The sequence below is a fragment of the Shewanella sp. Isolate11 genome, from assembly GCF_022398315.1.
In the GTDB taxonomy this organism is placed as follows: domain Bacteria; phylum Pseudomonadota; class Gammaproteobacteria; order Enterobacterales; family Shewanellaceae; genus Shewanella.
Genome location: NZ_JAKEVF010000002.1, coordinates 282,305 through 307,259, shown reverse-complemented (window position 1 = coordinate 307,259; position 24,955 = coordinate 282,305). Strand labels below are relative to the sequence as shown.

Annotated in this window: 20 protein-coding genes; 4 read left to right on the top strand and 16 right to left on the bottom strand. The window is 43.0% G+C overall.

The features are described from left to right. Positions 1-26: 26 nt before the first annotated feature. The 4 genes from L1D21_RS06600 to L1D21_RS06585 form a co-directional block, all read right to left on the bottom strand. A complete protein-coding gene (locus L1D21_RS06600) occupies positions 27-968 on the bottom strand; it encodes an ABC transporter substrate-binding protein (protein WP_239844452.1) in 942 nt (313 codons plus the stop codon). An 84-nt stretch (positions 969-1,052) separates the two neighbouring features. Next, positions 1,053-2,102, bottom strand: a complete 1,050-nt coding sequence (locus tag L1D21_RS06595) for an aldose epimerase family protein (RefSeq protein ID WP_239844451.1) — start codon at positions 2,100-2,102, stop codon at positions 1,053-1,055. A 96-nt stretch (positions 2,103-2,198) separates the two neighbouring features. Continuing rightward, positions 2,199-2,969, bottom strand: a complete 771-nt coding sequence (locus tag L1D21_RS06590; protein ID WP_239844450.1) for an SDR family oxidoreductase — start codon at positions 2,967-2,969, stop codon at positions 2,199-2,201. A 60-nt stretch (positions 2,970-3,029) separates the two neighbouring features. Then, positions 3,030-4,766, bottom strand: a complete 1,737-nt coding sequence (locus L1D21_RS06585; protein ID WP_239844449.1) for an IlvD/Edd family dehydratase — start codon at positions 4,764-4,766, stop codon at positions 3,030-3,032. A gap of 182 nt (positions 4,767-4,948) precedes the next feature. On the opposite strand from L1D21_RS06585, the gene L1D21_RS06580 reads away from it, so the two are divergent. Beyond that, positions 4,949-5,884, top strand: coding sequence for a glycoside hydrolase family 43 protein (locus L1D21_RS06580; protein WP_239844448.1), 936 nt, complete (start codon positions 4,949-4,951; stop codon positions 5,882-5,884). A 325-nt stretch (positions 5,885-6,209) separates the two neighbouring features. Here the strand turns inward: L1D21_RS06580 and L1D21_RS06575 are convergent, their stop codons facing one another. The 5 genes from L1D21_RS06575 to L1D21_RS06555 all read right to left on the bottom strand — a co-directional run bounded on the left by L1D21_RS06575 (position 6,210) and on the right by L1D21_RS06555 (position 11,762). Beyond that, on the bottom strand, positions 6,210-6,923 hold the full coding sequence (locus tag L1D21_RS06575; RefSeq protein ID WP_239844447.1) for a FadR/GntR family transcriptional regulator: 714 nt from the start codon (positions 6,921-6,923) through the stop codon (positions 6,210-6,212). A 263-nt stretch (positions 6,924-7,186) separates the two neighbouring features. Beyond that, positions 7,187-7,789 carry a beta-phosphoglucomutase family hydrolase gene (locus L1D21_RS06570; protein ID WP_239844446.1) on the bottom strand — a complete coding sequence of 201 codons (603 nt, stop codon included), beginning with the start codon at positions 7,787-7,789 and terminating at the stop codon, positions 7,187-7,189. Between the two features lie 82 nt (positions 7,790-7,871). Then, positions 7,872-9,374: an L-arabinose isomerase gene (araA, locus tag L1D21_RS06565; RefSeq protein ID WP_239844445.1), complete on the bottom strand. Its 1,503-nt coding sequence runs from the start codon at positions 9,372-9,374 to the stop codon at positions 7,872-7,874. A gap of 31 nt (positions 9,375-9,405) precedes the next feature. Further along, positions 9,406-10,101, bottom strand: coding sequence for an L-ribulose-5-phosphate 4-epimerase (locus L1D21_RS06560; protein ID WP_239844444.1), 696 nt, complete (start codon positions 10,099-10,101; stop codon positions 9,406-9,408). Further along, positions 10,101-11,762: a ribulokinase gene (locus L1D21_RS06555; RefSeq protein ID WP_239844443.1), complete on the bottom strand. Its 1,662-nt coding sequence runs from the start codon at positions 11,760-11,762 to the stop codon at positions 10,101-10,103. The genes L1D21_RS06560 and L1D21_RS06555 overlap by 1 nt, the downstream gene beginning before the upstream one ends. A gap of 388 nt (positions 11,763-12,150) precedes the next feature. On the opposite strand from L1D21_RS06555, the gene L1D21_RS06550 reads away from it, so the two are divergent. Continuing rightward, positions 12,151-14,847, top strand: a complete 2,697-nt coding sequence (locus tag L1D21_RS06550; protein ID WP_239844442.1) for an acetate--CoA ligase family protein — start codon at positions 12,151-12,153, stop codon at positions 14,845-14,847. Positions 14,848-14,922: 75 nt separating this feature from the next. On the opposite strand, the gene L1D21_RS06545 is transcribed toward L1D21_RS06550, so the two are convergent. From L1D21_RS06545 to L1D21_RS06535, 3 genes are all read right to left on the bottom strand, one after another. Then, a complete protein-coding gene (locus tag L1D21_RS06545; protein ID WP_239844441.1) occupies positions 14,923-16,551 on the bottom strand; it encodes a phosphoethanolamine--lipid A transferase in 1,629 nt (542 codons plus the stop codon). 147 nt (positions 16,552-16,698) lie between these two features. Further along, the gene (locus L1D21_RS06540; RefSeq protein ID WP_239844440.1) at positions 16,699-17,115 is read right to left on the bottom strand and encodes a MarR family transcriptional regulator; all 417 of its coding nucleotides are present in this window, start codon (positions 17,113-17,115) and stop codon (positions 16,699-16,701) included. Then, positions 17,105-18,223, bottom strand: coding sequence for a cation diffusion facilitator family transporter (locus L1D21_RS06535; RefSeq protein ID WP_239844439.1), 1,119 nt, complete (start codon positions 18,221-18,223; stop codon positions 17,105-17,107). Before L1D21_RS06535 ends, L1D21_RS06540 begins: the two co-directional genes overlap by 11 nt. Before the next feature lie 185 nt (positions 18,224-18,408). On the opposite strand from L1D21_RS06535, the gene eco reads away from it, so the two are divergent. Then, positions 18,409-18,960, top strand: a complete 552-nt coding sequence (gene eco / locus L1D21_RS06530) for a serine protease inhibitor ecotin (RefSeq protein ID WP_239844927.1) — start codon at positions 18,409-18,411, stop codon at positions 18,958-18,960. An 84-nt stretch (positions 18,961-19,044) separates the two neighbouring features. Here eco and L1D21_RS06525 read toward each other — a convergent pair whose 3' ends face one another. The 4 genes from L1D21_RS06525 to zwf are packed head-to-tail and all read right to left on the bottom strand — an operon-like array spanning position 19,045 to position 23,727. Then, positions 19,045-19,686 carry a bifunctional 4-hydroxy-2-oxoglutarate aldolase/2-dehydro-3-deoxy-phosphogluconate aldolase gene (locus L1D21_RS06525; protein WP_239844438.1) on the bottom strand — a complete coding sequence of 214 codons (642 nt, stop codon included), beginning with the start codon at positions 19,684-19,686 and terminating at the stop codon, positions 19,045-19,047. A 21-nt stretch (positions 19,687-19,707) separates the two neighbouring features. Further along, positions 19,708-21,534: a phosphogluconate dehydratase gene (gene edd, locus L1D21_RS06520; RefSeq protein WP_239844437.1), complete on the bottom strand. Its 1,827-nt coding sequence runs from the start codon at positions 21,532-21,534 to the stop codon at positions 19,708-19,710. 9 nt (positions 21,535-21,543) lie between these two features. Then, a complete protein-coding gene (gene pgl / locus L1D21_RS06515) occupies positions 21,544-22,242 on the bottom strand; it encodes a 6-phosphogluconolactonase (RefSeq protein WP_239844436.1) in 699 nt (232 codons plus the stop codon). 12 nt (positions 22,243-22,254) lie between these two features. Then, positions 22,255-23,727: a glucose-6-phosphate dehydrogenase gene (zwf, locus tag L1D21_RS06510; protein ID WP_239844435.1), complete on the bottom strand. Its 1,473-nt coding sequence runs from the start codon at positions 23,725-23,727 to the stop codon at positions 22,255-22,257. Positions 23,728-24,035: 308 nt separating this feature from the next. Between zwf and L1D21_RS06505 the strand changes: the two genes are divergently transcribed. Beyond that, positions 24,036-24,890 (top strand): MurR/RpiR family transcriptional regulator, encoded by an 855-nt coding sequence (locus L1D21_RS06505; protein ID WP_239844434.1) that lies wholly within the window; start codon positions 24,036-24,038, stop codon positions 24,888-24,890. The last annotated feature ends 65 nt before the right edge of the window (positions 24,891-24,955 follow it).

Genomic DNA, 24,955 nt, shown 5'->3' with positions numbered 1-24,955 from the left:
AAAGTATAAAGCTGATTTGCGGCGTCTTATTTGTTAACGCGCTTTTTATATTCTTCAGCGGCAGTTTCTTGGGTGTAAACATCACCAGTGGTGCTGATTAGCTTTGGAATATTTTTGTCCCCACCAAGATATTTTTCGATCACGTCAAACGCTGGAGCACCTAAATATGGACTTAGTTCAACGGTCGCGTTCACATCACCTTCAGCCATGGCTTTGAAGTAATCTGGAACACCGTCAACTGACACAACTAAGATATCTTTACCCGGTTTTAAGCCCGCTTCTTTAACCGCTTGGATAGCTCCTAGAGCCATCTCATCATTGTGTGCCCAAATTGCGCAGAATGGCTCGGCAGCAGATTGTGCTTTAAGGAAACTTTCCATCACCTCTTTACCCTTAGCACGAGTAAACTCACCAGTTTGGCTACGAACAATGTTGGCATTAGGATATTTGGCAATCACTTCGTTAAAGCCAGCAGCGCGATCGATTGAAGCTGTTGCACCTACTGTGCCTTGGATTTCAGCGATACGGCATTCGCCCTTAGTTTCATCCATCAACCACTGAGCAATCTTCACGCCCTCTTCTTTAAAATCAGAAGCGATACGAGTGAGATATAAGTTATCAGCAACTTTCACATTACGGTCGACAATCACAACGGGAATACGTGAACGCTTAGCCTCTCGTAGTACGGGTGCCCAACCAGTTTCAACAACAGGGGCAATAATAATGGCGTCAACACCTTGCGCGATAAAACTACGTACCGCTTTAATTTGATTCTCTTGCTTTTGCTGGGCATCAGAGAATTTAAGATCTATGCCTCTTACTTTTGCTTCAGCTTTCACCGCTTCACTGAAGCTGGTACGCCATCCGCTTTCTGAACCTACTTGTGAAAAACCAACCGTCGTTGCACAGGCAACACCAGTGCCTAGCGCCCAAATCGCTAGTGCTGGAATAACTTGTTTAATTTTCATCTTAATTTCCTTCCTGTCTTTTTAGGGACACTGAGTTCCCGGCTTTATAACAAAAGCCTATTGTTTTAATTAATAATGAATCTGTTATAGGTTTTTGAATCTATGTACTGTGGTTTGTGTGTAAGGTGTATTCTTTTCAACAATCATTGTAGGAAAATGTTCAACATTTACCGCATTAGGATAACCATGAGTTTCTAGGCATAAACCTTGATGCTTATTGATCAACTCACCACTTTCACGACGATGAGTACTATCCAAGAAGTTACCGCTATAAAATTGAACACCAACTTCGGTAGATAAAATTTCCATCTCACGCCCAGACGCTTCATCGGTTAATTTAGCGATGAAATTAAGTTGCTCATCTTGAGGGTTGTTAATCACGTAGTAATGATCGTAGCCATTATCGAGTTCTGAAATATCAGCACCAACTAACTTGGCTTCACGAAAATCGTATGCAGTACCAGTAACAGGGACAAATTCACCATTAGGAATTTGTTGCTCGTCTAGGGCTAAGATCTTATCTGAATCGATTTGTAACTTATGATAAAGAATGCCACTGAGTTCATCGGAGCTGAGATTCCAATAGGTATGATTAGTTAAGCAGATAGGTGTAGTTTGGTCTGAAATCGCGTGGTAGTTAATGATCAGCTCATTATTATTGTTAAGGCGATATTCCACTTTAGCTTGTAAATTTCCAGGAAAACCTTGATCGCCGTCCGCACTTTCTATTAAGAAAAATGCACTGACACCGTCATCATTAGTTTGAGTTTCGCAGCGCCAAATGCAATGACTAAATCCTCCTGGACCACCGTGTAGCTGGTTATTACCTTCATTGCTCACTAATGAGTATTGCGTGTCGCCAATTGCAAAGGCTGAATTGCCAATACGATTAGCCACCCGTCCAACGGTAACGCCAAAGTAATAAGGATTCCGAGCCCAATCAGAAGTGTTTTGATAACCAAGGGTTAACGGTACTGTTGTGCCCTGCTCATCAGTATATTCTACCGACCAAATACTGGCACCGAAGCTAGATAAGGTAACTTTAAGTCCTTGGTTGTTAGTTAGGGTAATAACCTCAAATTCACCAGGGAACGCGGGATCTTGCTTGTTGTACTTTGAAATTGCAGCTTGCATCGTTTACTACACACCTTTTGACAAATAATTCGCAACAGCATGAGATGGACGAACCACTCAAACTAAAACGATTGTTTGTTAACAGTGACATAGGGTTTAGATCCAGCCACCATCAACAATAAAATTCTGTGATGTACACAGTTTGCTATCATCTGATGCAAGAAAAAGGGCCATGGCCGCAATATCTTCTGGCATCACATAATCTTTAATACATTGATTTGCTTCAATGTATTTCGCCGTATCCTTATCCACCCAATGCGTCAGCTGTCGCTGTGTCATCACCCAGCCAGGAGTTAAGGTATTGATACGAATATGATCCTTACCTAAATCTGCGGCCAAACCACGAGTTAGCCCCATCACCCCAGCTTTTGAAGCGGTATAACCCGCCATGCCACCTTGATTTTTGTGCCAACTCATAGAGCCCAAATTAATAATCGAGCCGCCACCAAGCTTACACATCTGTAATCTCACCGCTTGCGCAGCGAAAAAATAATGCTTCAAGTTTGTATCAATGCAGTGATCCCAATATTCAGGAGTCACCTCTTCTAACTTATGTCGTTGATCACACGCTGCATTGTTTATCAATACACTGATCGAGCCTAAGTCCTGCTCAACCTCAGTAATCACTTGCTGTAATGCCGGAATATCGACTAAATCACAGCGATAATATTTAACTGTTGTGCTCTGGTAACGCTGGTTTAATTGCTCAACTAAGGCATTCGACGCTTCATCTAAGATGTCGATAAAGGCTACTTTGGCACCTTGCTGCAAAAAAGCCTCGACTAAACAAGCACCTATACTCGTTCCACCACCTGTAATCAAGATGGTTTTATCCAATAAACTTGGATATTGATTGCTCGACTTCATAACGTAACCTTTAGTCTTGTTCTTTATTGGGTTGCATTATAAAAGAAAAAGTAACCATGTTTAATGAGAATGTGCAGGAACTGCCGCACCACGACATCCCAACAGAAAATCAAAGTCACATCCTTCATCCGCTTGCAGTACATGTTGCTTAAACAAGGACAAATAACCAGTTTCGATTATTTGTGGCGTTGCTTGAGCAATTTTGTCTAATCTTTGACTTAACTCTTGTTCACTAATCTCAAGTTCAAGGGTGCCAGCAAAGCTGTCTAGGCTTATCATGTCACCATCTTGCACCGCAGCCAGCGGTCCTAACGCTTTTGCTTCTGGGGCTACATGTAAAATTACAGTGCCAAAGGCAGTACCACTCATGCGCGCATCAGAAATACGCACCATGTCTTTAACCCCTTTCTTGAGCAGTTTAGGTGGTAAGCCCATGTTGCCCACTTCAGCCATTCCCGGATAACCTTTGGGTCCACAATTCTGTAGCACCATGACACAGGTTTCGTCGATATCTAGGCTGTCATCATTAATCCTTGCCTTATAGTCATCAAAACTTTTGAATACAACAGCTCGGCCTCTGTGCTGCATAAGTTCAGGGGTGGCTGCTGAGGTTTTAATCACCGCACCTCTGGGGGCAAGATTACCGCGTAACACACGAATACCACCTTGTTCAATCAAGGGTTCATCGAAAGGTTTAATGACGTCGTCGTTATAACACGGTGCGTTAGAAACGTTTTGCCATAATGTTTTACCGTTAGCAGTAAGTGTTTCTTTATTAATGCTATTGTTATCACCTAAGATTTTTAATACCGCAGGTAAACCTCCTGCATAATAAAAATCTTCCATCAAGTATTCACCCGATGGCGCTAAATTAACTAGCGTCGGAACTTGATAGCCTTCAGTCCAATCATCTAAAGATAGTTCGACGCCGATACGACCCGCGATGGCCTTTAAATGAATCACAGCATTAGTCGAGCCACCAATAGCCGCATTGGCTTTTATAGCATTGATAAAGGCATCTTTGGTGAGAATTTTTGAAAGCACTAAGTCTTCATGCACCATGTCGACAATTCGCATGCCTGACATATGGGCTAATACATTACGACGTGAATCTACTGCAGGAATGGCTGCATTATGAGGTAAGCTGGTACCAAGGGTTTCAGCCAAACAAGCGAGAGTCGAAGCGGTCCCCATGGTATTACAAGTGCCAGTTGAGCGAGACATATCCCCTTCGGCATTCATAAACTGATCTAAAGTGATCTCGCCCGCTTGATATTGTTCATGCATCTGCCAAACCAAAGTGCCTGAACCCACATCTTTACCCTTATGTTTACCATTAAGCATTGGTCCGCCCGTGACCAAAATGGTAGGCAAATCGCAACTCGCAGCCCCCATCAACAAAGCTGGAGTCGTTTTGTCACAACCCACAAGCAATACAACACCATCAATAGGGTTACCACGGATGGCTTCTTCGACATCCATAGAGGCAAGATTACGGGTCAACATGGCGCTTGGACGGAGGTTAGACTCGCCATTAGAAAAAACAGGAAATTCGACGGGAATACCGCCAGCTTCACGGATTCCATTTTTTACCCGCTGAGCTAACTCGCGAAAATGACCGTTACAGGGAGTAAGTTCTGACCAAGTATTGCAGATCCCAATTACCGGCTTTCCTTGAAAGTGATGATCGGGTATACCTTGGTTTTTCATCCAACTTCGATACATAAAACCATTTTTATCGTTACTGCCAAACCAACTAGCAGATCGTAATGGTTTTTTATTTTTATTATTTTCCATCTATCCACCTACCCCAAAATCAGCAATGTTGAGTCCAACAACGCCTAGGCTTTTAATCACGCATGGCAATGTAAATCTTGCTAAACAAGAACACTGTCGCCTTTTGTTTTGCTATTATTGCGCAACTGTAAAAGTATTGGTATTACTATAATACTATAAAGCAAGATTACAATAGAGGATTTATGAAAAAATGTATTTTGGGGCTCTGCCTCAGCTTCAGCGCCGGCGCTTTTGCTGCCAATCCGTTATTTACAGACGTTTATACTGCAGACCCTGCGGCAATGGTGCACGATGACACGGTTTACCTCTATACGGGTCATGATGAAGCCACTCCTGATAGTAAATTTTTCGTAATGAACGACTGGCTTGTATTCAGCTCTAAAGATTTGGTCAATTGGGAAAGACATGGTGCCAAACTTTCTGTTAAAGATTTTAAATGGGCTAGTGGTGATGCTTGGGCTGCCCACGTTATCGAAAAAGATAATAAGTTTTATTGGTATGTCACGGTTCGTCACGCCACCATCAACGGATTCGCAGTGGGTGTGGCCGTTGCTGACTCGCCATTAGGCCCCTTCAAGGATGCCCGTGGCAGTGCACTTATCACCAATGATATGACCACAGATACTGAGATTGATTGGGATGATATCGATCCTGCGGCCTTTATCGATGATGACGGTCAAGCTTACCTTTTCTGGGGTAACAGTAAACCTAAGTACGTAAAGCTCAAAGACAACATGATTGAGATGGATGGCCCAATCCACTCCATCGATCTTCCAGATTTTACTGAAGCGCTATGGGTGCATAAAAAAGATAAGACTTATTACCTTTCATATGCTTACGGATTCCCAGAAAAAATTGCTTACGCCACCAGTGATAGTATTGAAGGTCCTTGGAAATTCCAAGGCGTGTTAAATGAATTGGCTCACAACTCACCGACTAACCATCAATCTATTATCGAATTTAAAGGTAAGTCATACTTCATTTATCATACAGGCGCCGATGAAAATAACGGTGGCGAATTTAGACGCTCAGTCGCTATCGAGCCTATGTATTACAATGAAGATGGCACAATCAAGCCAATCGTAATGACCAAAGATGGGGTTTCCACTCCTCAGTAAATAACCTGAACTCGGGATAACGAGTGTCGGAAAATCTAAATTTAACAAGCTAATTCAATGCTATAAAGGATTAGTTCGAAAAGGAAAGTCTATTTTCTGACTGAATGTGCAGATTTTTGGGCATATCAAGGCGCTTTGTCGTACACCATAGCGAGCTATGGTTAGGCAAAGCAACGCAGAGAGGCACGCAAAGATGCCTATTCAGCGGCTCTGCTTATCCAGAGCTCAGGTTAAATAGTATCCAGCTAATACTAAAAAGCCCAAGCGTTGCTTGGGCTTTTTAATTCATGTCGCATCATATTCTGAATGTGCAGCCGACTTAGGTTTAAACCTCAAAATTCTTATTAACAGTCTCTTGAGAAGTCGATAGTAACGATATCATGGCATTTTTAGCACCAAGGCTATCGCCAGCCTCTATTGCTGTATAAATGGCCTTATGGCCTGGTAGCGACTGAGTAAAGTCATCGGCAAAATTACTACTGACTCTGAAAACTTGTGCCAAAGCTGATTGAATGGACTCCCCTAACGACACCATAAACTCATTATTGGTACCATCGAGGATCGCCATATGGAAATCGATATCGGTAGTGTAAATCTCATCGGTTCCTAATTGAGCATTTTCCATCTTGTAATAGCAATCTTTAATAGCGGCTAATTGCTCAGGGGTACTTTTTCTCGCGGCTAACTCTGCGGCTGCAGGTTCAAATACCGCACGTATTTCATAGAGTGAGGTGTAGAACTCTGGTGATGGTTTTGATTCTGAAAACCAGCCTAAGATCACCGGATCAAACATGTTCCAGTAACGACGCTCGCGAATACGTGTACCCAGTTTAGGACGAGACTCGATTAGCCCTTTTGCTGTTAATACTTTAAAGGCTTCACGCAATGAGGTACGTGATACTTCAAGCTCTTCGCAGATGGTGATTTCATTTGGAATATATTCACCTGGAGTGTAATAACCACTCACGATGCGAGAGCCTAACTCACTAGCAACCCAAGTGTGAATATTTTGTGGTCGACTATTTGCCGGATTAGCCATTGCGCCCTCTCATTTTTTAACTAAATATCCCAGCGCTCTATGTAAAAAAAGCAACTAATGAAGTCAGCTAAAATTATTATTTTTTTAATTATTTACACGATGAAACAAAGAATAAAATATTAATCCTTTAACTTTTATTCTTAACTCGAATGACTATCATATTGATAGAAGCTTTCATATTAATGTTTGCCCCCTTATTTTACAACGATTTAATAACAAGGTAGACAGTTTAACAAACAGATTATTCTCCTGTTACGGAGATCTTATTCACGAAAATAATCATTTTCTATACCATGAGCAGCCAGAACATCAACATACTCCATGCCTGCCGCCTCAGCTGCTTGCATACCTAATTTGGCATCTTCAAAAACTAGGCAACGTGCAGGGTCGATATCCATCAAGGCAGCACAACGTAAAAAAGTATCCGGCGCAGGTTTTGGAGCCGACACCTGATCGGCACCCACCACATAATCAACCAAATCAATTAAGCCGCACAGGGTTAAAATTTCAATCGCTTCGTTGGTATACGCTCCCGTGCCAACCGCCATTGGACGTTTACCATGATTCTGCTTGGCAAATTCAATCAGACTAGTTGGCTTTACATGTTGAGCCATAATTGAGCGGACCAGCGCCTCTTTGTAATCATTGATCTGTTGATCACTATCAGTGGTCGTCACGCCAAAGTGTGCTTTTAATATGGCTAAGGTTTCTATGGTTGGCACGCCTGCAAGCGAGCGCATTAAGCTGGCATCGACAGGAATATTGTATTTAGTTAACGTCTCACGCCACGCAACTTCATGTAGCTGACCGCTATCGACTAAGGTGCCATCCATGTCAAAAATTATTGCATCAAACTCTTGGTACATTCGCCAACGCCTCTTTTTATCTTCTGCTGGTACAAAATAAATAGCCGCCCAAAGGGGCGGCTATTTTATCAAACAATCAGTCTTACAGACCTCTTGCTAGTCCATAATAAACTGAATTGTGTCTCAGTTCATTCTTGAGCTCACGAATATTGGTATTTTCATCGATAATCACCAATTCAGCACCCGCGATTTCAGCAAAATCAACGATGTTATCAGTGGTTACTGCTTGGCTGTATGCCGAGTGATGCGCACCACCTGCATGGATCCAAGCCGCAGCAGCAACAGACAGATTTGGCTTTGGCTCCCATAGTGCAGATGCAACAGGGAGGTTTGGCGTATCTTCTGGTGGCGTTACTGTATCTAATTCGTTAACAATGATACGGAAACGGTTACCCATATCGATAGTCGATACGTTGATTGCTGGGCCAGCTTTACCAGTGAACAATAGGCGCGGTACGTCACAACGAACACCAATAGTGTGTAGATGTACTTCAAGTTGTGGCTTAGCTGCAGCGATAGAAGGACAAACTTCTAGCATGTGAGCACCTAAAACTTGATCGGTCGCACCGAAGTTATAGGTGTAATCTTCCATAAATGAAGTACCCGCGTTACGGCCTTCACCCATCACTTTCATGATGCGAACCATAGCCGCAGTCTTCCAGTCACCTTCACCGCCGTAACCAAAACCTTGTGACATTAGACGTTGAGTCGCCAGTCCAGGGAGACCTGTCATGCCAGTTAGGTTTTCGAAACAGTTAGTGAACGCGCCGTATTGGCCCGCAACTAGGAAGTTTTTCATACCCACTTCGATACGAGCTTCTTTTCGAAGCATATCGAGTTGGTGATCATCGCTAAATACCGATTCATTGATTTGGTAATCTTGGCGATAGTTTTCGATTAAGGCATTAATATCGGCATCGCCTACTGCATTAATCGCATCGTTCAACTCACCTAAGCTATGAGCATTTACTTCATAACCAAATTGGATTTGAGCAGCGACTTTATCACCTTCGGTTACCGCAACTTGACGCATGTTATCGCCAAAACGTGCCACTTTCAGGTTACGGCTTTCATGCCAACCTGCGGCAGCACGGCACCAGTCATCAACTTCAGTTTGTACTGCAGTTGTGTTCCAGTGACCAACAACCACTTTACGCTCTTTGCGCATGCGAGTGCCGATAAAACCAAATTCACGACAGCCATGAGCACTCTGGTGAGTATTCATGTAGTTCATGTTGATTTCAGACCAAGGTAACTCTGCATGGAACTGAGTGTGAAGGTGCATAAATGGCTTGCTTAGCTCATTTAGGCCTGCGATCCACATCTTAGCTGGAGAGAAAGTGTGCATCCATAAGATCACACCGATACAGTTTGCATCGCTATTGGCAGCCTGACAAACCGCATGGATCTCTCTAGGAGACTTAACTGTGGGTTGGTATACGATTTCGGTTGTGATAGTGCTTGATTGGTTAAAACCAGCAACAATCTCTTGGCTGTTTTTAGCCACTTGCTCTAATACTTTTGGTCCGTACAGATCTTGTGAACCTGTAATAAACCACACTTGCTTTTTAGACATAGCGTTCATGACCTTTTACTCCGTGATAACTTGTTTACGGTTATTTAGATTGCCCGTAATAGGCATCCTTACCGTGTTTACGCAAATAGTGTTTGTCGGTAAGACCTTGCTTTAAAGGTCCAACGCTTGGCGCTAAGGTTTTGGTTAAATAAGCCATCCTCGCGATCTCTTCTAACAACACTGCGTGATAAACCGATTTTGCTGCACTGTCACCCCAAGTAAAAGGCGCGTGACCCGCGACGATCACCATAGGTGACTCTTTTGGAGAGCGATCAGCAAAACATTCTAAAATTTGTACACCTGTTTCTTCTTCATAATCACGTGCGATTTGATCATCACGCATGACCGCGGTACAAGGGATCTCACCATATACATAATCAGCATGGGTCGTACCATAACAAGGGATAGGTAATTGCGCTTGTGCCCATGCTGTCGCGTAAGTTGAGTGAGTATGAGTCACACCACCGATGCTATCCCATTGTCTATAAAGATAGGTATGGGTTTTGGTGTCAGATGATGGATTTAATCGCCCCTCTACAACCTTGTTTTCTAAGTCGACAATCACGATATCTTCAACTGTGAGATCTTCATAAGGTACGCCGCTGGGTTTAATAGCGATCACGCCGTGTTGACGATCTACTTGAGACACGTTACCGAAGGTGTAAGTAACCAAATTACGCTTTTCAAGCTCCATATTGGCTTCATACACTTCACGTTTTAATTCACGATAATACATTAAGCAACTCCTGCATCGACAAACTGACCGAGCGCCTTATAGCGTCGATACAACTCTTGATATTTTTCAGCGTTTACCGCATTCGGTTGATAGGTTTTAACTACCTTAGAGGCCATCACTTTTTGTGCACTGTCAACATCAGGATAAACACCAGCTGCAGTTGCTGCGTAGATAGCCGCCCCTAGAGCACAACTTTGCTCACTCTCTAATACATCGATTGGGCAGTTCCATACATCGGCACAAGTTTGCATTACAAAATCTGATTTCTTTGAAATGCCACCAATGGTGACCACTTCATTAATCGCAACACCCTCTTCCACAAAACGGTCAATAATGGCTTTAGCACCAAATGCGGTGGCTTCTACTAGACCTTTAAAGATTTGTGGTGCTTGGCTACCCATATTAAGACCGCTAATTGCCATAGCAACTGACTGATCTGCATCCGGAGTTCTACGACCGTTGACCCAATCCAAAGCAACGATATCGTTAGCATTGATAGGTAATTGACTCGCAGCATCGCCTAATTGACGTAAGATCTGGTCTTCAATCTCTTCTACAAGTTTAGCCTTTGTATCAGCATCTAGAATAGCATCGGTAGCAACATGTTTTAATGGCCAGCACAGGACATTTTTAAACCACGCATAAAGGTCGCCAAAAGCACTTTGACCCGCTTCAAGACCAATCATGCCAGGCATAACCGAACCATCAACCTGACCACAAATACCTTTAATGCAACGATCGCCAATATCTTCATAAGATGCAATGGTGATGTCACAAGTTGATGTACCCATAACTTTAGTAAGCACACCTGGTTTTACGTTGGCACCGATGGCGCCCGCGTGGCAATCAAAAGCACCAAAAGTTACAATAACCTCTGTCGATAAGCCCAATTTTTCGGCCCATTCTGCAGTTAAATTACCGCACACTGTATCGGCAGTTTTCGTTTCAGCCGGTAGGCGATCTCGTAAACCATCAAGTAGTGGATCGATACCCACAAAGAAGTCATTTGGTGGATAACCACCCCAACTTTCATGCCACATGACTTTATGACCTGCTGCGCAGCGGCCGGCAATGAATTTTTCAGGGTGCGTAGTATCGGTTAACAAGGCAGTCATCCAATCGCAATGTTCAACCCAAGCATAGGCTGCATCACGCACTTGGCTATCTTGACGTAGCACATATAGCGCTTTAGCCCAGAACCATTCCGATGAATAGATACCACCTTCATATTTAAGGTAGTTAACTGTATTAGCATTAGCAGCGGCAGTGATCTCTTGCGCTTCTTTAATAGCACAGTGATCTTTCCAAAGCACAAACATGGCATTTGGGTTTTCAGCAAATTCAGGTTTTAATGCCAAGGCGATACCTTGCTCATCTACGGCAATTGGTGTCGAACCTGTGGTATCAAAACTGATGCCGCATACTTTGTTTGCAGCACCAGCAGGAGCAAGTTCCCATAAACCATTAACCACTTGGGTCAATGACTCAATATAATCTAGTGGATGTTGACGGAATTGGCTTTTAACTGGATCGCAATAGCGTCCCTCACTCCAGCGAGGGTAGTAAACAACATTAGTCGCCAATTCAGCACCTGTTTGTGTATCAACAAGCAGTGCACGAACGGAATCTGAACCAAAATCTAACCCTAAAGCGTAAGACATTTGTATCCCCGTAAAATATAAGCATGAAAACATAAACAACTATAATTGTACTACAATACTACGATAGCTTATTTGGGTTCAAATATTATTTTTCACCTAACATCAGCAACTCGTTAACAGAACGAGGAGTTTTAAGTGTTAATTAATTAAAATTTCAGGAATTATTAAGATTTCACCCCGATAGAACTACTGAAAAAACATCTGCACTTTTTTACGCGAATGACTCGCCTTAATTGCATTGGGATAAAATCAGACTTGAATAAGAAAGATGAGTTTGACATCTCAAAAACCCCCTACATCTCAAATTTCTTTATCCTACTAAAATCCTAGAGAAAAAAACTCAAACTGAGTTACACTGCTAAGTGGCTAAAGGACACAGGAGCGCAAGATGAGTCAACGCACGTTACACGCTTTATTTAAACCCAATTCGGTTGCAATTATCGGTGCTTCCAATGGCAAAAATCGTGCGGGTAATGTTGTTATGCGTAACTTGTTATCCGGTGGTTTCTCTGGCCCTATTATGCCAGTTACACCCAAATATAATGCGGTCATGGGCGTCCTCGCCTATCCCAGCATAGACGCCCTACCATTAAAGCCCGATTTGGCCATTGTTTGCACGGCAGCCATACGCGTGCCTCAAATCATCGAGCGCTTGGCCCAGTTTGGTTGTAAAACCGCCATCATCAATGCTTCTGGCATGGCCACTCAAACCGATGATGAAGGTAACAACCTGCTGTTATTGACTCAACAACATGCTAAGCGCTACGGCATGCGACTTCTTGGCCCCAACAGTTTAGGGATGATGCTGCCAAACCTTGGTCTCAATGCCAGCCTAGCTCATACCAGTGCCCTGCCCGGTAAAATTGCTTTCGTATCTCAGTCCGCCGCTATTTGTACCACTGTACTTGACTGGGCCAACAATAAAGGGATTGGCTTCTCATCGTTTATTTCTCTGGGAGATGCTACCGATATCGATTTCGATGAGTTACTCGATTATCTCGGCCGCGACTCGCGGACGACGGCGATTTTACTCTATGTTGATTCAATTAATGAAAAACGCCACTTCTTATCAGCAGCACGAGCAGCGGCGCGCAACAAACCTATTTTAGTGATTAAATCTGGCCGCAGTTTAGAAGGAAACACTGCCGCCAGATTACATACGGGAGGAATAGGCGGTAACGATGCCGTGTACGAAGCCGCCTTCAGACGTGCTGGTATGCTGCGAGTTAACGATCTGGTTGAACTATTTGCCGCCGTTGAGACTCTGGCCCACTCCACGCCGCTTCAAGGAGAAAGACTGGCAATTTTGACTAATGGTGGTGGCCCAGCAGTATTGGCGTTAGATCAGCTGATCTTAGGTGGTGGCAAAGCGGCGGTGCTCGATAGCGAGAGTATTAACGCGCTCGATGAAATTTTACCCAATACCTGGTCTGGACAAAACCCAGTAGATATTGGTGGTGATGCCGATGCCGAGCGTTATACAAAATGCTTGGATATACTAATGAAGGCTGATATTGCCGATGCCATTTTAGTGCTTCATTCTCCCTCAGCCTTAGGCTGTGGTATCGAGATCGCTGACAGCATTGCCAGCCTTATTGCAACTCACCCACAACGAAACCGAGTCAATGTACTGACCAACTGGAGCGGCGAAGACTCGGCTTATCGAGCTAGAAAGCTGTTTAATAAAGCCGGAATTCCGACTTATCGAACCCCTGAAGGCGCGGTAGGTGCCTTTATGCACATGGTCGAATACCGCCGCAACCAAAAGCTATTGCAAGAGGTTCCACAATCTATTCCTGATAACATTCCAACCGATGCCCTATTAGCTCGCAAGCTTCTTACTGAGGCTTTGAGTAAAAATAAAAAGGTATTGGAAACCCATGAGTCCAGCGCAATACTAAAAGCTTATGGTCTTAATACCATTGAAACCCACTTTAGTAACAACGCTGAACAAGCTGCCGAAATCGCCGATCGAATTGGCTACCCCGTAGCGCTTAAAGTGCAATCCCCCGATATTCATTACAAATCTGATGTGCAAGGTGTGGTTCTCAACCTCAGTTCTGGTAGCGAGGTTTTACAAGCGGCAAATGCCATCATCAATCGGGTTCATAGCATCAATGAATCGGCAACGATTGAAGGCATGATAGTACAGAAGATGGCGCTCACGGCTGGAGCACAAGAGATCCGTGTTGCTGTAATGAACGATCCGGTATTTGGTCCAGCTATTCTGTTAGGTGAAGGCGGTTCTGAATGGAATCCAACTACTGATGCAGCAGTTGCCCTACCGCCATTGAATATGACACTGGCGCGCTATATGGTGATCCAAGCATTAAAAACCCACAAACTAAAAGACCGCCATCTGCCACTAGGGCTAAACATGAACGCCCTGTGTGTTATGTTGACCCAAATATCACATTTGATCATAGACTGCCCAGAGATTGCCGCATTGGATCTCAATCCTGTCTTGTGTGCTGGAGAACAAATCACCCTACTCGATGTTAATATTCAACTACAAGAGTGCCCTGCTGACAACGCTAATAGATTGGCCATTTGTCCCTACCCCAAAGAGCTTGAACAGCGCGCCACACTCAAAAATGGGTTAGAAATCATGCTGCGGCCAATCTTACCTGAAGATGAGCCTAAACACTTGGCATTCGATAATTCACTGTCCGATGAAGACAGATACAAACGCTATTTCGGTGTGCGCTCAAAAATGACCCACGAAGAGATGGCGGTATTAACCCAAATCGATTACGCCCGCGAAATGGCTTTCATTGCCACCGCCAAAGCTGAAGATGGTGATGATATTACCCTTGGTGCGATCCGTGCCTCTATCGACCCCGATAACACAGAAGCCGAGTTTGCTATGGCTGTTCGCAGTGATCATCAAGGATTAGGTTTAGGTAAATTATTACTAGAAAAGTTAATCGCCTACTACAAAACCAACGATACTCAAGTATTGACCGGTTTTACTATGTTCGAAAATCGAAACATGGCTAGTCTCGCAAAAAGCCTTGGCTTTAGTGTTACTTTCGATATGGAAGAACATTTAATCAAAATGGATATGCAACTGAAACCCGATTAAGCTTATTGCTTTCAAGCCTTCATAAAAAAACCGCCAGAGTGAACCCCTAGCGGTTTTTTTATCACTTATTTAGTCTTAGCGCATACGACAGCTTGCGAAGATATCGGCTTCTGGGTGATAAACTTCTGTCTCTACGTTCATCAAACCCAATAATGATGAAAACAGGTTGTCGTGAGAAAAGCCGCCCTTATTGGCGTAATTTCTTAGACAATCAGTATCCAGCTTATTTTCATTGGCGAAGTCAGCAGATATCCAGGCTAACATTGGGATTGAGATCTGCTCTTGTGGTGCAAAAGCATAGGGCGCGCCATGTAAATACATACCACTTTCGCCTAAAGACTCACCATGATCTGATAAATAGAGCATGGCAGTATTGGCACTAGCTTGACGCTGTTTAAGGCGCTCGATCACTTGAGCCATAATATAATCAGAATACAAAATGGTATTGTCATAGGTATTCATCAACTGCTCATGATTGCAATTTTGAATGTCACTACGTTGGCAGTCTGGAACAAATTTGCGATGCTCCTCTGGATAACGCAAATAATAGGTTGGACCGTGAGAACCAATGATATGCAATACAATTAAGGTATCAGAGGTAACTGGAGTCTCTAAAACCTTATCCAGTTGATTGAGCAAAACTTGATCATAACAATAGTGGCCATTGCACAGTTGAGGATCGCTATTTAAATCAATATTCAGATGAGTGACTCGATTACAAACCCCTTTGCAACCACTGTCGTTATCCAACCAATTCAGGTTAATACCAGCATGATCTAACACATCAATGGCTGTGTCTTGAGCACGTGCTTTACGAGAGTCATAATTTTCACGACTCATGCTAGAAAACATACATGGAAGTGATACTGCCGTTGCCGTACCGCAAGAAACCGTATCTTGGAAAGCAATCATATTAAATGGCTTGGTATGAGTATTGGTTGGCTTGTTATAGCCATAATACTCATAGTTCATAGCGCGAGCCGTTTCTCCCACCACTAACACCACTAAATTGGGCTTATTGTTACTATCTATAGTAACATTTTTCGCATCTAGCCCCTGCTGTTTATAAACCAGCGGCTCTTGGAAATAATTAATTTTGACATATTTTATCATCGAGCCGATAGCATAAGTCGGTACAATATACCCCTTCATCTCGTCGTTATTACGTCCGAATGCCACATAATTTTGATAGAAAAAGAAGCCAATCACACCGATACCAATCAACATAGAAACCATAAATAAAACTTTATGCAGAAGCTCTTTAAATAACGGCTTATAAGCAATATTGACTTTATAAATCAATAATGCGGGGAGAATACCAGTCACAAAAAAGTTCAACACCGAAGAAAAATTAAGGTAGGTTAATGCTTCACCTTTATTGGTTTGCATGGTGTTTTCTATCATGCCGTAATCAAATACAACACCGTATTGGAGTGCAGCAAAAAACACACTTGAGGAGATTAAGGTGACTGTAATAAAGAATGGTTTTAACAGGTACTTTACGCTAAATAATGAGAAAATAGTACTCAGTGCAAAGACCAAAAATAATGGCATGCTAGCGATGAAAAGATAATTCACATCGGCCTGTTTTTCTATCCCTTGCTTCACAATACCGAATAAAGGGATATTGAACACACAAACATAAAATATGGCAATAATCAGGCAGAACTGGTTTGTTGTTATAGTTTTAATTCTAGATAACACTGAATATTCTCTCTAAGTGAATGTTAACAAATAATAAAGCTGTTCAACCCGCAGCAACAAATGTAACAGCGGGTTGAATTCTATCAATCATCACAGAGAGCGACAAACTTTCTATAACACAAATCTATTCGATACCGATAAAAACACCTAAAAAGCACTGTTCATCTTTTCGAATAAGGTCACTAGTATTTGACGTTCATTATCTGAAAATTTCGCCGTAATTTGATCAGTTAACGTTTGATGTAACCTATCGTGTTCATAGTAAATATTCCATCCAGCAGGCGTTAAACAGACCAAGGTTACCCGTTTATCTTGATCATGAGCCTGACGTTCTACCAAGCCTGCTTGTTCCATTCGATCTACTTGCACTGTCAATGTACCCGTAGTGATACCCATTTTTTCGGCCAACTGCTTCATTCGCATGCCACCATTAGCACCTAAGATCTCAACGGCATGAATTTGCGGCAATGAATGTCCAGCATCTTTAACAACACCAGACTCCCACGATGAGAGTTTTTCATAAAACTCAACGATCTGATGACTGAGTTGCTCATCATGCTCCATTGGTAACCTCTGTAATTGACTTGCTATCTGGGCAATCGCAGGTAAAAACTTCGATAGTTAAATGATTGAGACGAGAAAATCGACTCAATTTTTGTCTGAAATATTCGGCATCTTTGGGGGCATGGCTGACAATAGAAATGATGGCTGCATGATGATCTGCACTGATAGGCCAAACATGTATATCACTCACTTGATGGTCACTTTCTTGCTCAATGGTTTTGACCACATCTGCAACATATTGTTCATCGATGCTGGCATCTAGCAAGATAGGCCCTGTTTGTTTAACCAATCCCCATGCCCAACTGGTAATAATCACTGCGCCCACAATTCCCATGAGAGGATCAAACCAGCCTAAGCCTAAATATTTACCCAATAATAAAGCTCCGATGGCCAGCAATGAAGTTAATGCATCGGCCAAGACATGAAAATAGGCCGCTCTGAGATTATGATCATGTCCGTGGCTATGAGTATGGCCATGATGTTCATGAGAGTGTTGCTCTGACTCATGATGCTGATGACCATCAGAATCTGCATCAGCATGATGATTATGCTCTTTAACATGATCATGGCCGTGATGCCTCTCATGACTATGGCCGGCATGACTATGGCCAGCATGACTGTGACTGTGGCCGTGACTATGTCCATGGCTGTGATGGTCTTTTAATAAAAATACCGACACAACATTCACAGTAAGACCGATTATCGCCACCAAGATGGCTTCATTAAATTGAATATGTTCTGGATTTAATAAACGGCTAACTGATTCAACCACCATGAGTAATGCAACCAGCCCTAGAGCTACCGCGCTGGTAAAGCCACCAAGTACACTGACTTTACCTGCTCCAAAAGCGTATTTCGGATCATCGGCATACTTCTTAGCATAATAGTAAGCAAATAAAGTGATCATAAATGCGGCGGCATGAGTCCCCATATGCCAACCATCAGCTAATAGCGCCATAGAGCCGTAAACACTACCAGCAACTATTTCTGCGATCATGGTGACTAAGGTGAGATAGAGCACATAGCGAGTGTTTCTCTCACCATTACTATTGATGTTGGCAAAGCGATGTTGATGCTGCCACGGAGAAATACTGTGTTGCTGTTCCATTGAATTCCCTATATTTAACACTGATAGTTTGATATTCAAACTAAATATATCGTGATATTGTTTGATTATCAAACTAAATATTTTCTGACTTAATAACCCTTTTTCAAAACCGCTACGTTAATAGCCTTGAATGCAGAATTTAATCACGAGGAGTGTCCATGAAGTCGACCAAAATAAATAAATTAATGGTAAGCCTATTAAGCGCATTAGGGCTGATATCTGTATCTAATTCAGCATTGGCAACATCGCCACCAAAGCCCAATATTGAAATAAAACCTGCAATTACAGTTTCAGTACAAGACAAAGAAAGTTACCAAGCCAAAGAAACTACGAAGATGTTTCCTGCACCAGACACAGAGATGGTGCAGCATATTTTGACCTTAAATAAGCTCAGTAATGAGCCTCAGTATCGTGTTGAAATTGAAATCGGACAGATGCAAATGGTGGATTGCAACCAATATAGTTTGCAGGGCGATTTAGCAGAACAAACCCTTAAGGGCTGGGGATATACTTATTACCAAGTCACAGAGGTAAAACCCGGAATCAGCACCCGTAAAGCCTGTATAAGCCAAACTAAACAACAAGGGTTTATTCCACTACAACAAACACTCATGCTCAAATATGACAGCCGATTGCCAAAAGTCTTTTACCTACCAAAAGATGTGGTACTAAGATACCGTATCTGGCAAGCCGATGGTCCGTACCGATATACACAGCCGATAGACTCTATTAACTAACAGCGATAATCTTTTGATTTAAAAAATAAAAAACCTCTGTCTAGGCAGAGGTTTTTTTATTATTTACAAGCAAACTATTGTGTATTAGATACCAGCTATGGCTTCTTTACATAATTGAGTAATTCGATCCCAGTCGCCCTGCTCCATCGCATCTGCAGGCGCTATCCAACTACCGCCAATACAATCAACATTGCTTAAAGCTAAGTAGTCTTTGTAACTACTTGGGGTGATCCCGCCAGTTGGACAGAAACGAATATTGGCTAGAGGACCAGCAAACGCTTTAAGTGCATTCACACCACCTGAAGCTTCTGCAGGGAAAAACTTAAAATTAGTATAACCTAACGCCATTCCCGCCATCACTTCAGAAATACTTGCAACACCAGGGATCAGAGGTACAGTACCGGCCATCGCTGCTTTTAGCAGATCGGTAGTCGCACCTGGTGTGATGACAAATTGTGCTCCGGCATCGACTGCTTGCTGTAACTGAGCTTCATTTAAAATGGTGCCAGCACCCACAATCGCTTCTGGTACTTCTTTGGCGATTTTAGCAATCGCTTCAAGAGCACAAGGTGTACGCAATGTCACTTCCAATACCGAAATACCGCCAGCAACCAAGGCACGGGCTAAAGGTACCGCATCTTCAATCTTATTAATCACCATTACAGGAACGATTGGGCTACGTTTAAAAATATCTTGTGGTTGTATTGACCAGTTATTCTCAGCCATTGCTTTACTCTTCCTCAATGATTAATAATTTTCGTCGATAGTCGTGGTGCAACGCGCACCCGTTTCTGGACTACTTAAATTTGAACGCAGTGCTGAAAATAACTCACGTCCCATACCGTAACTTGTACTGCGTAGATCGACTTTGTGCGCTTCGCGTGCTGCTAAAACCGCTTCATCAACCAGTAAGCTCACTTCACCCTTCACAGCATCGACACGAATTAAATCGTCATTTTCGACTTTAGCAATCAAGCCTCCATCGAGTGCCTCAGGCGTTAAATGGATAGCTGCAGGCACTTTTCCAGAAGCACCTGACATGCGGCCATCGGTTAATAGAGCAACCTTAAAACCTTTATCCTGTAAGCTACCTAAGATCGGCGTCAACTTATGCAGTTCAGGCATACCGATGGCTTTAGGCCCTTGTCCCTTAACCACTACCACACAATCTTTATCAAGTTCACCGGCTTTAAATAACGCTTCAAGTTTGTTTTGATCGTCAATCACAACCGCAGGCGCTTCAACCACACGATGTTGCTCCGCAACGGCAGAGACTTTGATCACCGCACGACCTAGATTACCTTTAAGCAGTTTTAGACCACCGTTCGCCTGGAAAGGCTCTGCAACACGAGTTAACACTTCTTTATCTAAAGACTCAGTGGGCCCTTCAACCCAAACCAACTCGTTATCGATAAGACGTGGCTCTTGGGTATAACGGCGCAAACCGTAACCCGCTACAGTGTTGACATCTTCATGCAGCAAACCCGCATCGAGTAATTCTTTGATCAGTAATGCCATACCACCTGCCGCGTGGAAATGGTTGATATCGGCATGGCCATTAGGATAAACGCGTGCCAATAGCGGCACAGCATCAGATAACTCAGAGAAGTCATCCCAATTAACAATAATCCCAGCTGCACGTGCGGCGGCGACAATATGCATGGTTAAGTTGGTTGAACCACCTGTCGCTAATAGTGCGACAATGCCGTTAACCACAGACTTTTCGTTAACCACTTCACCGATAGGCGTATATTGCGTTCCCATCTCGGTTAAACGACACACTTGTTTCGCGGCCATCTTGTTTAATGCTTCACGCAGCGGATCATCTGGATTAACAAAAGAGGAGCCAGGTAACTGTAAGCCCATGACTTCAAGCATTAATTGGTTACTATTAGCCGTACCATAGAAGGTACATGTACCGGCACTGTGATATGACTTAGATTCGGCATCCAATAGCGCTGCTCGATCCACCTGACCTTGGGCAAATTTCTGACGAATTCGGGCTTTTTCTTTATTTGGAATACCTGATTTCATTGGGCCAGCAGGCACAAATAACATAGGTAAATGACCAAAGCTTAAAGCACCAATCAAAAGCCCAGGAACAATTTTATCGCAAATACCAAGCAATAAAGCGCCATCAAACATATTGTGTGATAGACCAACTGCCGTACCCATGGCAATCACTTCACGGCTGAGTAAGCTGAGCTCCATGCCGGGTTGACCTTGGGTTACACCATCACACATTGCAGGTACACCGCCGGCTACTTGTGCAACGCTACCCACTTCCTGACAGGCTTGTTTAAGCAACTGCGGATAAGTTTCATAGGGTTGATGCGCCGACAACATATCGTTGAAGGCGGTAACAATACCGATATTGGCCTTAGTCAATGCCTTGATCGCACTCTTATCTGTAGGGTTACAAGCCGCAAAACCATGAGCCAAGTTGCCACAGCTTAGGCTGCTACGATGAACACCTTTAGATTTAGCTTCATCGAGCGCTTTAAGATATTGAGCGCGCGAATGCTTACTACGCTCAATGATTCTGTCGGTTACCGACTGTACTACTGTGTGCATAAGAACTCCTTAAGCGCTCCAATAAACATCAACGGGAGTGTGACTTTGACCCAACACTGCACGTATTGGCATCGTCTTCGCGTCATCATTTTCGAGTGCTTGCCGGTAAACAGAGTGCTTCTGCTCACCAACGATATGTAAATAGATTTGACGGCTGGCTAAAATTCCTTTTTTAGAAATCGTCATGCGGCCGTGTGGTGCTGTAGTAGGGTTACAAGCCAAACATAAAGCATCTGTGGTAAGTGCTTGTTCAATCTCTGCCGAACAAGGGAACCAAGAGCAAGTATGCCCATCATTGCCCATACCCAGCACAACAACATCAAAGGGTTTTGGGAAATTAGCTAGCTGTTCAATAGTCATATCAACACCGGCTTCAGCAGTGTTGAACATGTTTTTCAGACCGCGAAACTTGGCACTTGCGGCGCGATTCTGTAATAAATTTTGACGCACCAAATTTTCATTGGAATCGTCTGATTCCGTATCTACCCAGCGCTCGTCAGCTAAGGTGATATAGACATCTTGCCACTCAATCGCTTTATGACTTAACAGCTCAAACAAGGCTAATGGGGTTGAACCGCCAGAGACGACTAAACTCGCTTTACCACGGGCATCAATCGCCGCCTGGAGCTGCTGGGCAATCCGCTCAGCAAGTTGATTTTCTAGGGCTGATTTATCATCAAATGATTTGAACACAGATTCTCTAATCATGTTAATAATCTCCTACTCATCCCAAGAACGACCATCTTTTGCTATCAAAGCAACTGACGCAACCGGCCCCCAACTCCCCGCAGGATAGGGTTTGGGTTTCTCGTTACTCTGCTCCCAGGCTTGAATAATACCGTCAACCCAAGTCCATGCTTGTTCAACTTCATCACGACGCACGAACAGGGCTTGATTGCCTAACATTGCTTCGAGTAACAGACGCTCATAAGCATCGGCAATACGATCGTTTTTAAAGGTATCTGAGAAACTTAAATCGAGTTTGGTAGTTTGTAATCGTTGCTTTTGCTCTAGACCCGGTACCTTATTCATCATTTGGATCTCAACCCCTTCATGAGGCTGTAGACGAATAGTCAGCTTATTGGCAGGCAGATTACGGTAGCTTGAACGATACAAGTTATGTGGTGGATTCTTGAAATAAACAACAATTTCAGAACTCTTGGTTGGCATACGTTTACCACTTCTTAAATAGAAAGGTACACCAGCCCAGCGCCAGTTATCGATATCGACACGCAAAGCAACGAAAGTTTCTGCGTTAGATTGGGTGTTCGCCCCCTCTTCTTCCAAATAACCAGGAACTGGCGTCCCTTTTAGGAAACCTGAAGAGTACTGACCACGCACAGTATTTTCGTAGATATTATCGGCATCAATAGGACGCAGTGATTTAAGTACTTTCACTTTTTCATCACGAATACTGTCGGCGTTAAGGTTAACCGGAGGATCCATCGCAACTAAGGTTAGCACCTGCAACAGATGGTTTTGGATCATGTCGCGCATCTGGCCTGCTTTATCGAAGTAACCCCAACGTCCTTCAATGCCTACCTCTTCTGCAACCGTGATCTGTACATGATCGATAGTACGGTTATCCCATTTTGAGGCGAATAAAGAGTTAGCAAAACGCAACGCAATCAAATTTTGTACGGTTTCTTTACCTAAATAATGGTCGATTCGATAAACTTGATTCTCATTGAAGAAGGCACTGACTTGGTCGTTAATGACTTTAGATGACTCCAGATCTGAACCGATTGGTTTTTCTAATACAACACGGGTATCTGGGTAAATCAGTTTTTGTTCGTTTAAGCAGCGGCAAATATCGCCAAAAATAGCAGGAGGAGTGGCAAAATAGCACACCATGACACGCTTCTTAGGTTCAAGCACATCATGGAAAGCTTTATATCCCTCAGGTTCGGTAAAGTTAGTACCGACATAAAAGCAACGTTGTAGAAAACGAGCAAGGGTTTCAGAACAAAGGGCTTCTTTAACAAAGCTATTAAGTGCTTTAGTGACTAAAGCTTGGAATTCATCCTGTGTAAATGCATCTTTGGCAACACCAAGCACTTTCGTTTCTTCATTTAGCAGACCGGCTTTATCCAATTGATAAAGTGAAGGCAATAGTTTACGCCTCGCTAAATCGCCTTTGGTTCCAAATAATACAAAATCGCAAGCTTTGGCTTCTGGTGATCGCATGCCCATAGCTTATAAATCTCCTTGTCACTGCGCCTCATTAGGTCTATGAGGAACCGCTATATTTGTTGTAATATAACAACACAATTTGTGAATTGCACCATTATTTTGTAAAAAATGTACTATTAGTAAACTAGTAACAAGACATCAAAATCTGATATGCTTTTTGTGTTTAAATTACTATATATAGTAGTAAGTTTGCTTCGTAGTTAGATCATCATTCGTTATCTAGATCAAACTTTAGCACCTTTTGTTTGTTTCTTTAATGACATAAAAGAATAAATATAATTACATTACTACCGACTGGATATACGCACATGAATACCCTAGAAAAGGTTCAGAAAAGCTTAGCTCAATTCAGTAAATCAGAGCGCAAAGTTGCGGAAGTGATCTTAGCATCACCACAAACGGCAATTCATTCCAGTATTGCAACGCTTGCTAAAATGGCCGATGTCAGCGAACCCACAGTTAACCGCTTCTGTCGCCGCCTGGACACCAAGGGATTCCCAGATTTTAAATTACATTTAGCCCAGAGCTTAGCCAATGGTACACCTTATGTAAGTCGTCACGTCGAAGAAGACGATAGCCCGGACTCATACACCACCAAGATTTTCGAATCGTCAATGGCAGCGCTCGATACAGCGAGACAAAGCATGGATACAGCTGCGATCAATAAAGCGGTAGATATCCTGACCCAAGCTAAGAAAATTTCATTTTTCGGTTTAGGTGCTTCAGCATCTGTGGCCCATGATGCACAGAATAAATTTTTCCGATTTAATGTCCCTGTTATCTGCTTTGATGACGTATTAATGCAACGCATGAGTTGCATTAATAGCTCTGAAGGAGATGTTGTAGTATTGATTTCCCATACTGGTCGCACAAAGTCTCTTATCGATATTGCTCGCTTGGCTCGTGAAAACGGGGCTGCTGTCATTGCTATTACTTCTCGTAACTCACCTCTATCGAGTGAATGTACTTTACCTGTAACAATGGAAGTCCCAGAAGATACCGACATGTACTTACCTATGGCATCTCGCTTAGCACAATTAGTCATTGTCGATGTGTTAGCAACCGGGTTCACACTACGCCGTGGTCCACGCTTTAGAGAGTCATTGAAGCGGGTTAAAGAGGTATTAAAAGAGTCTAGAATAGAAAAAGATCCTATCCTCTAGTACAATTTGTTAGCAGTTTGAGGCGGTTTGTTAATAACAAACCGCCTTTTTTGTGGATTTTATTG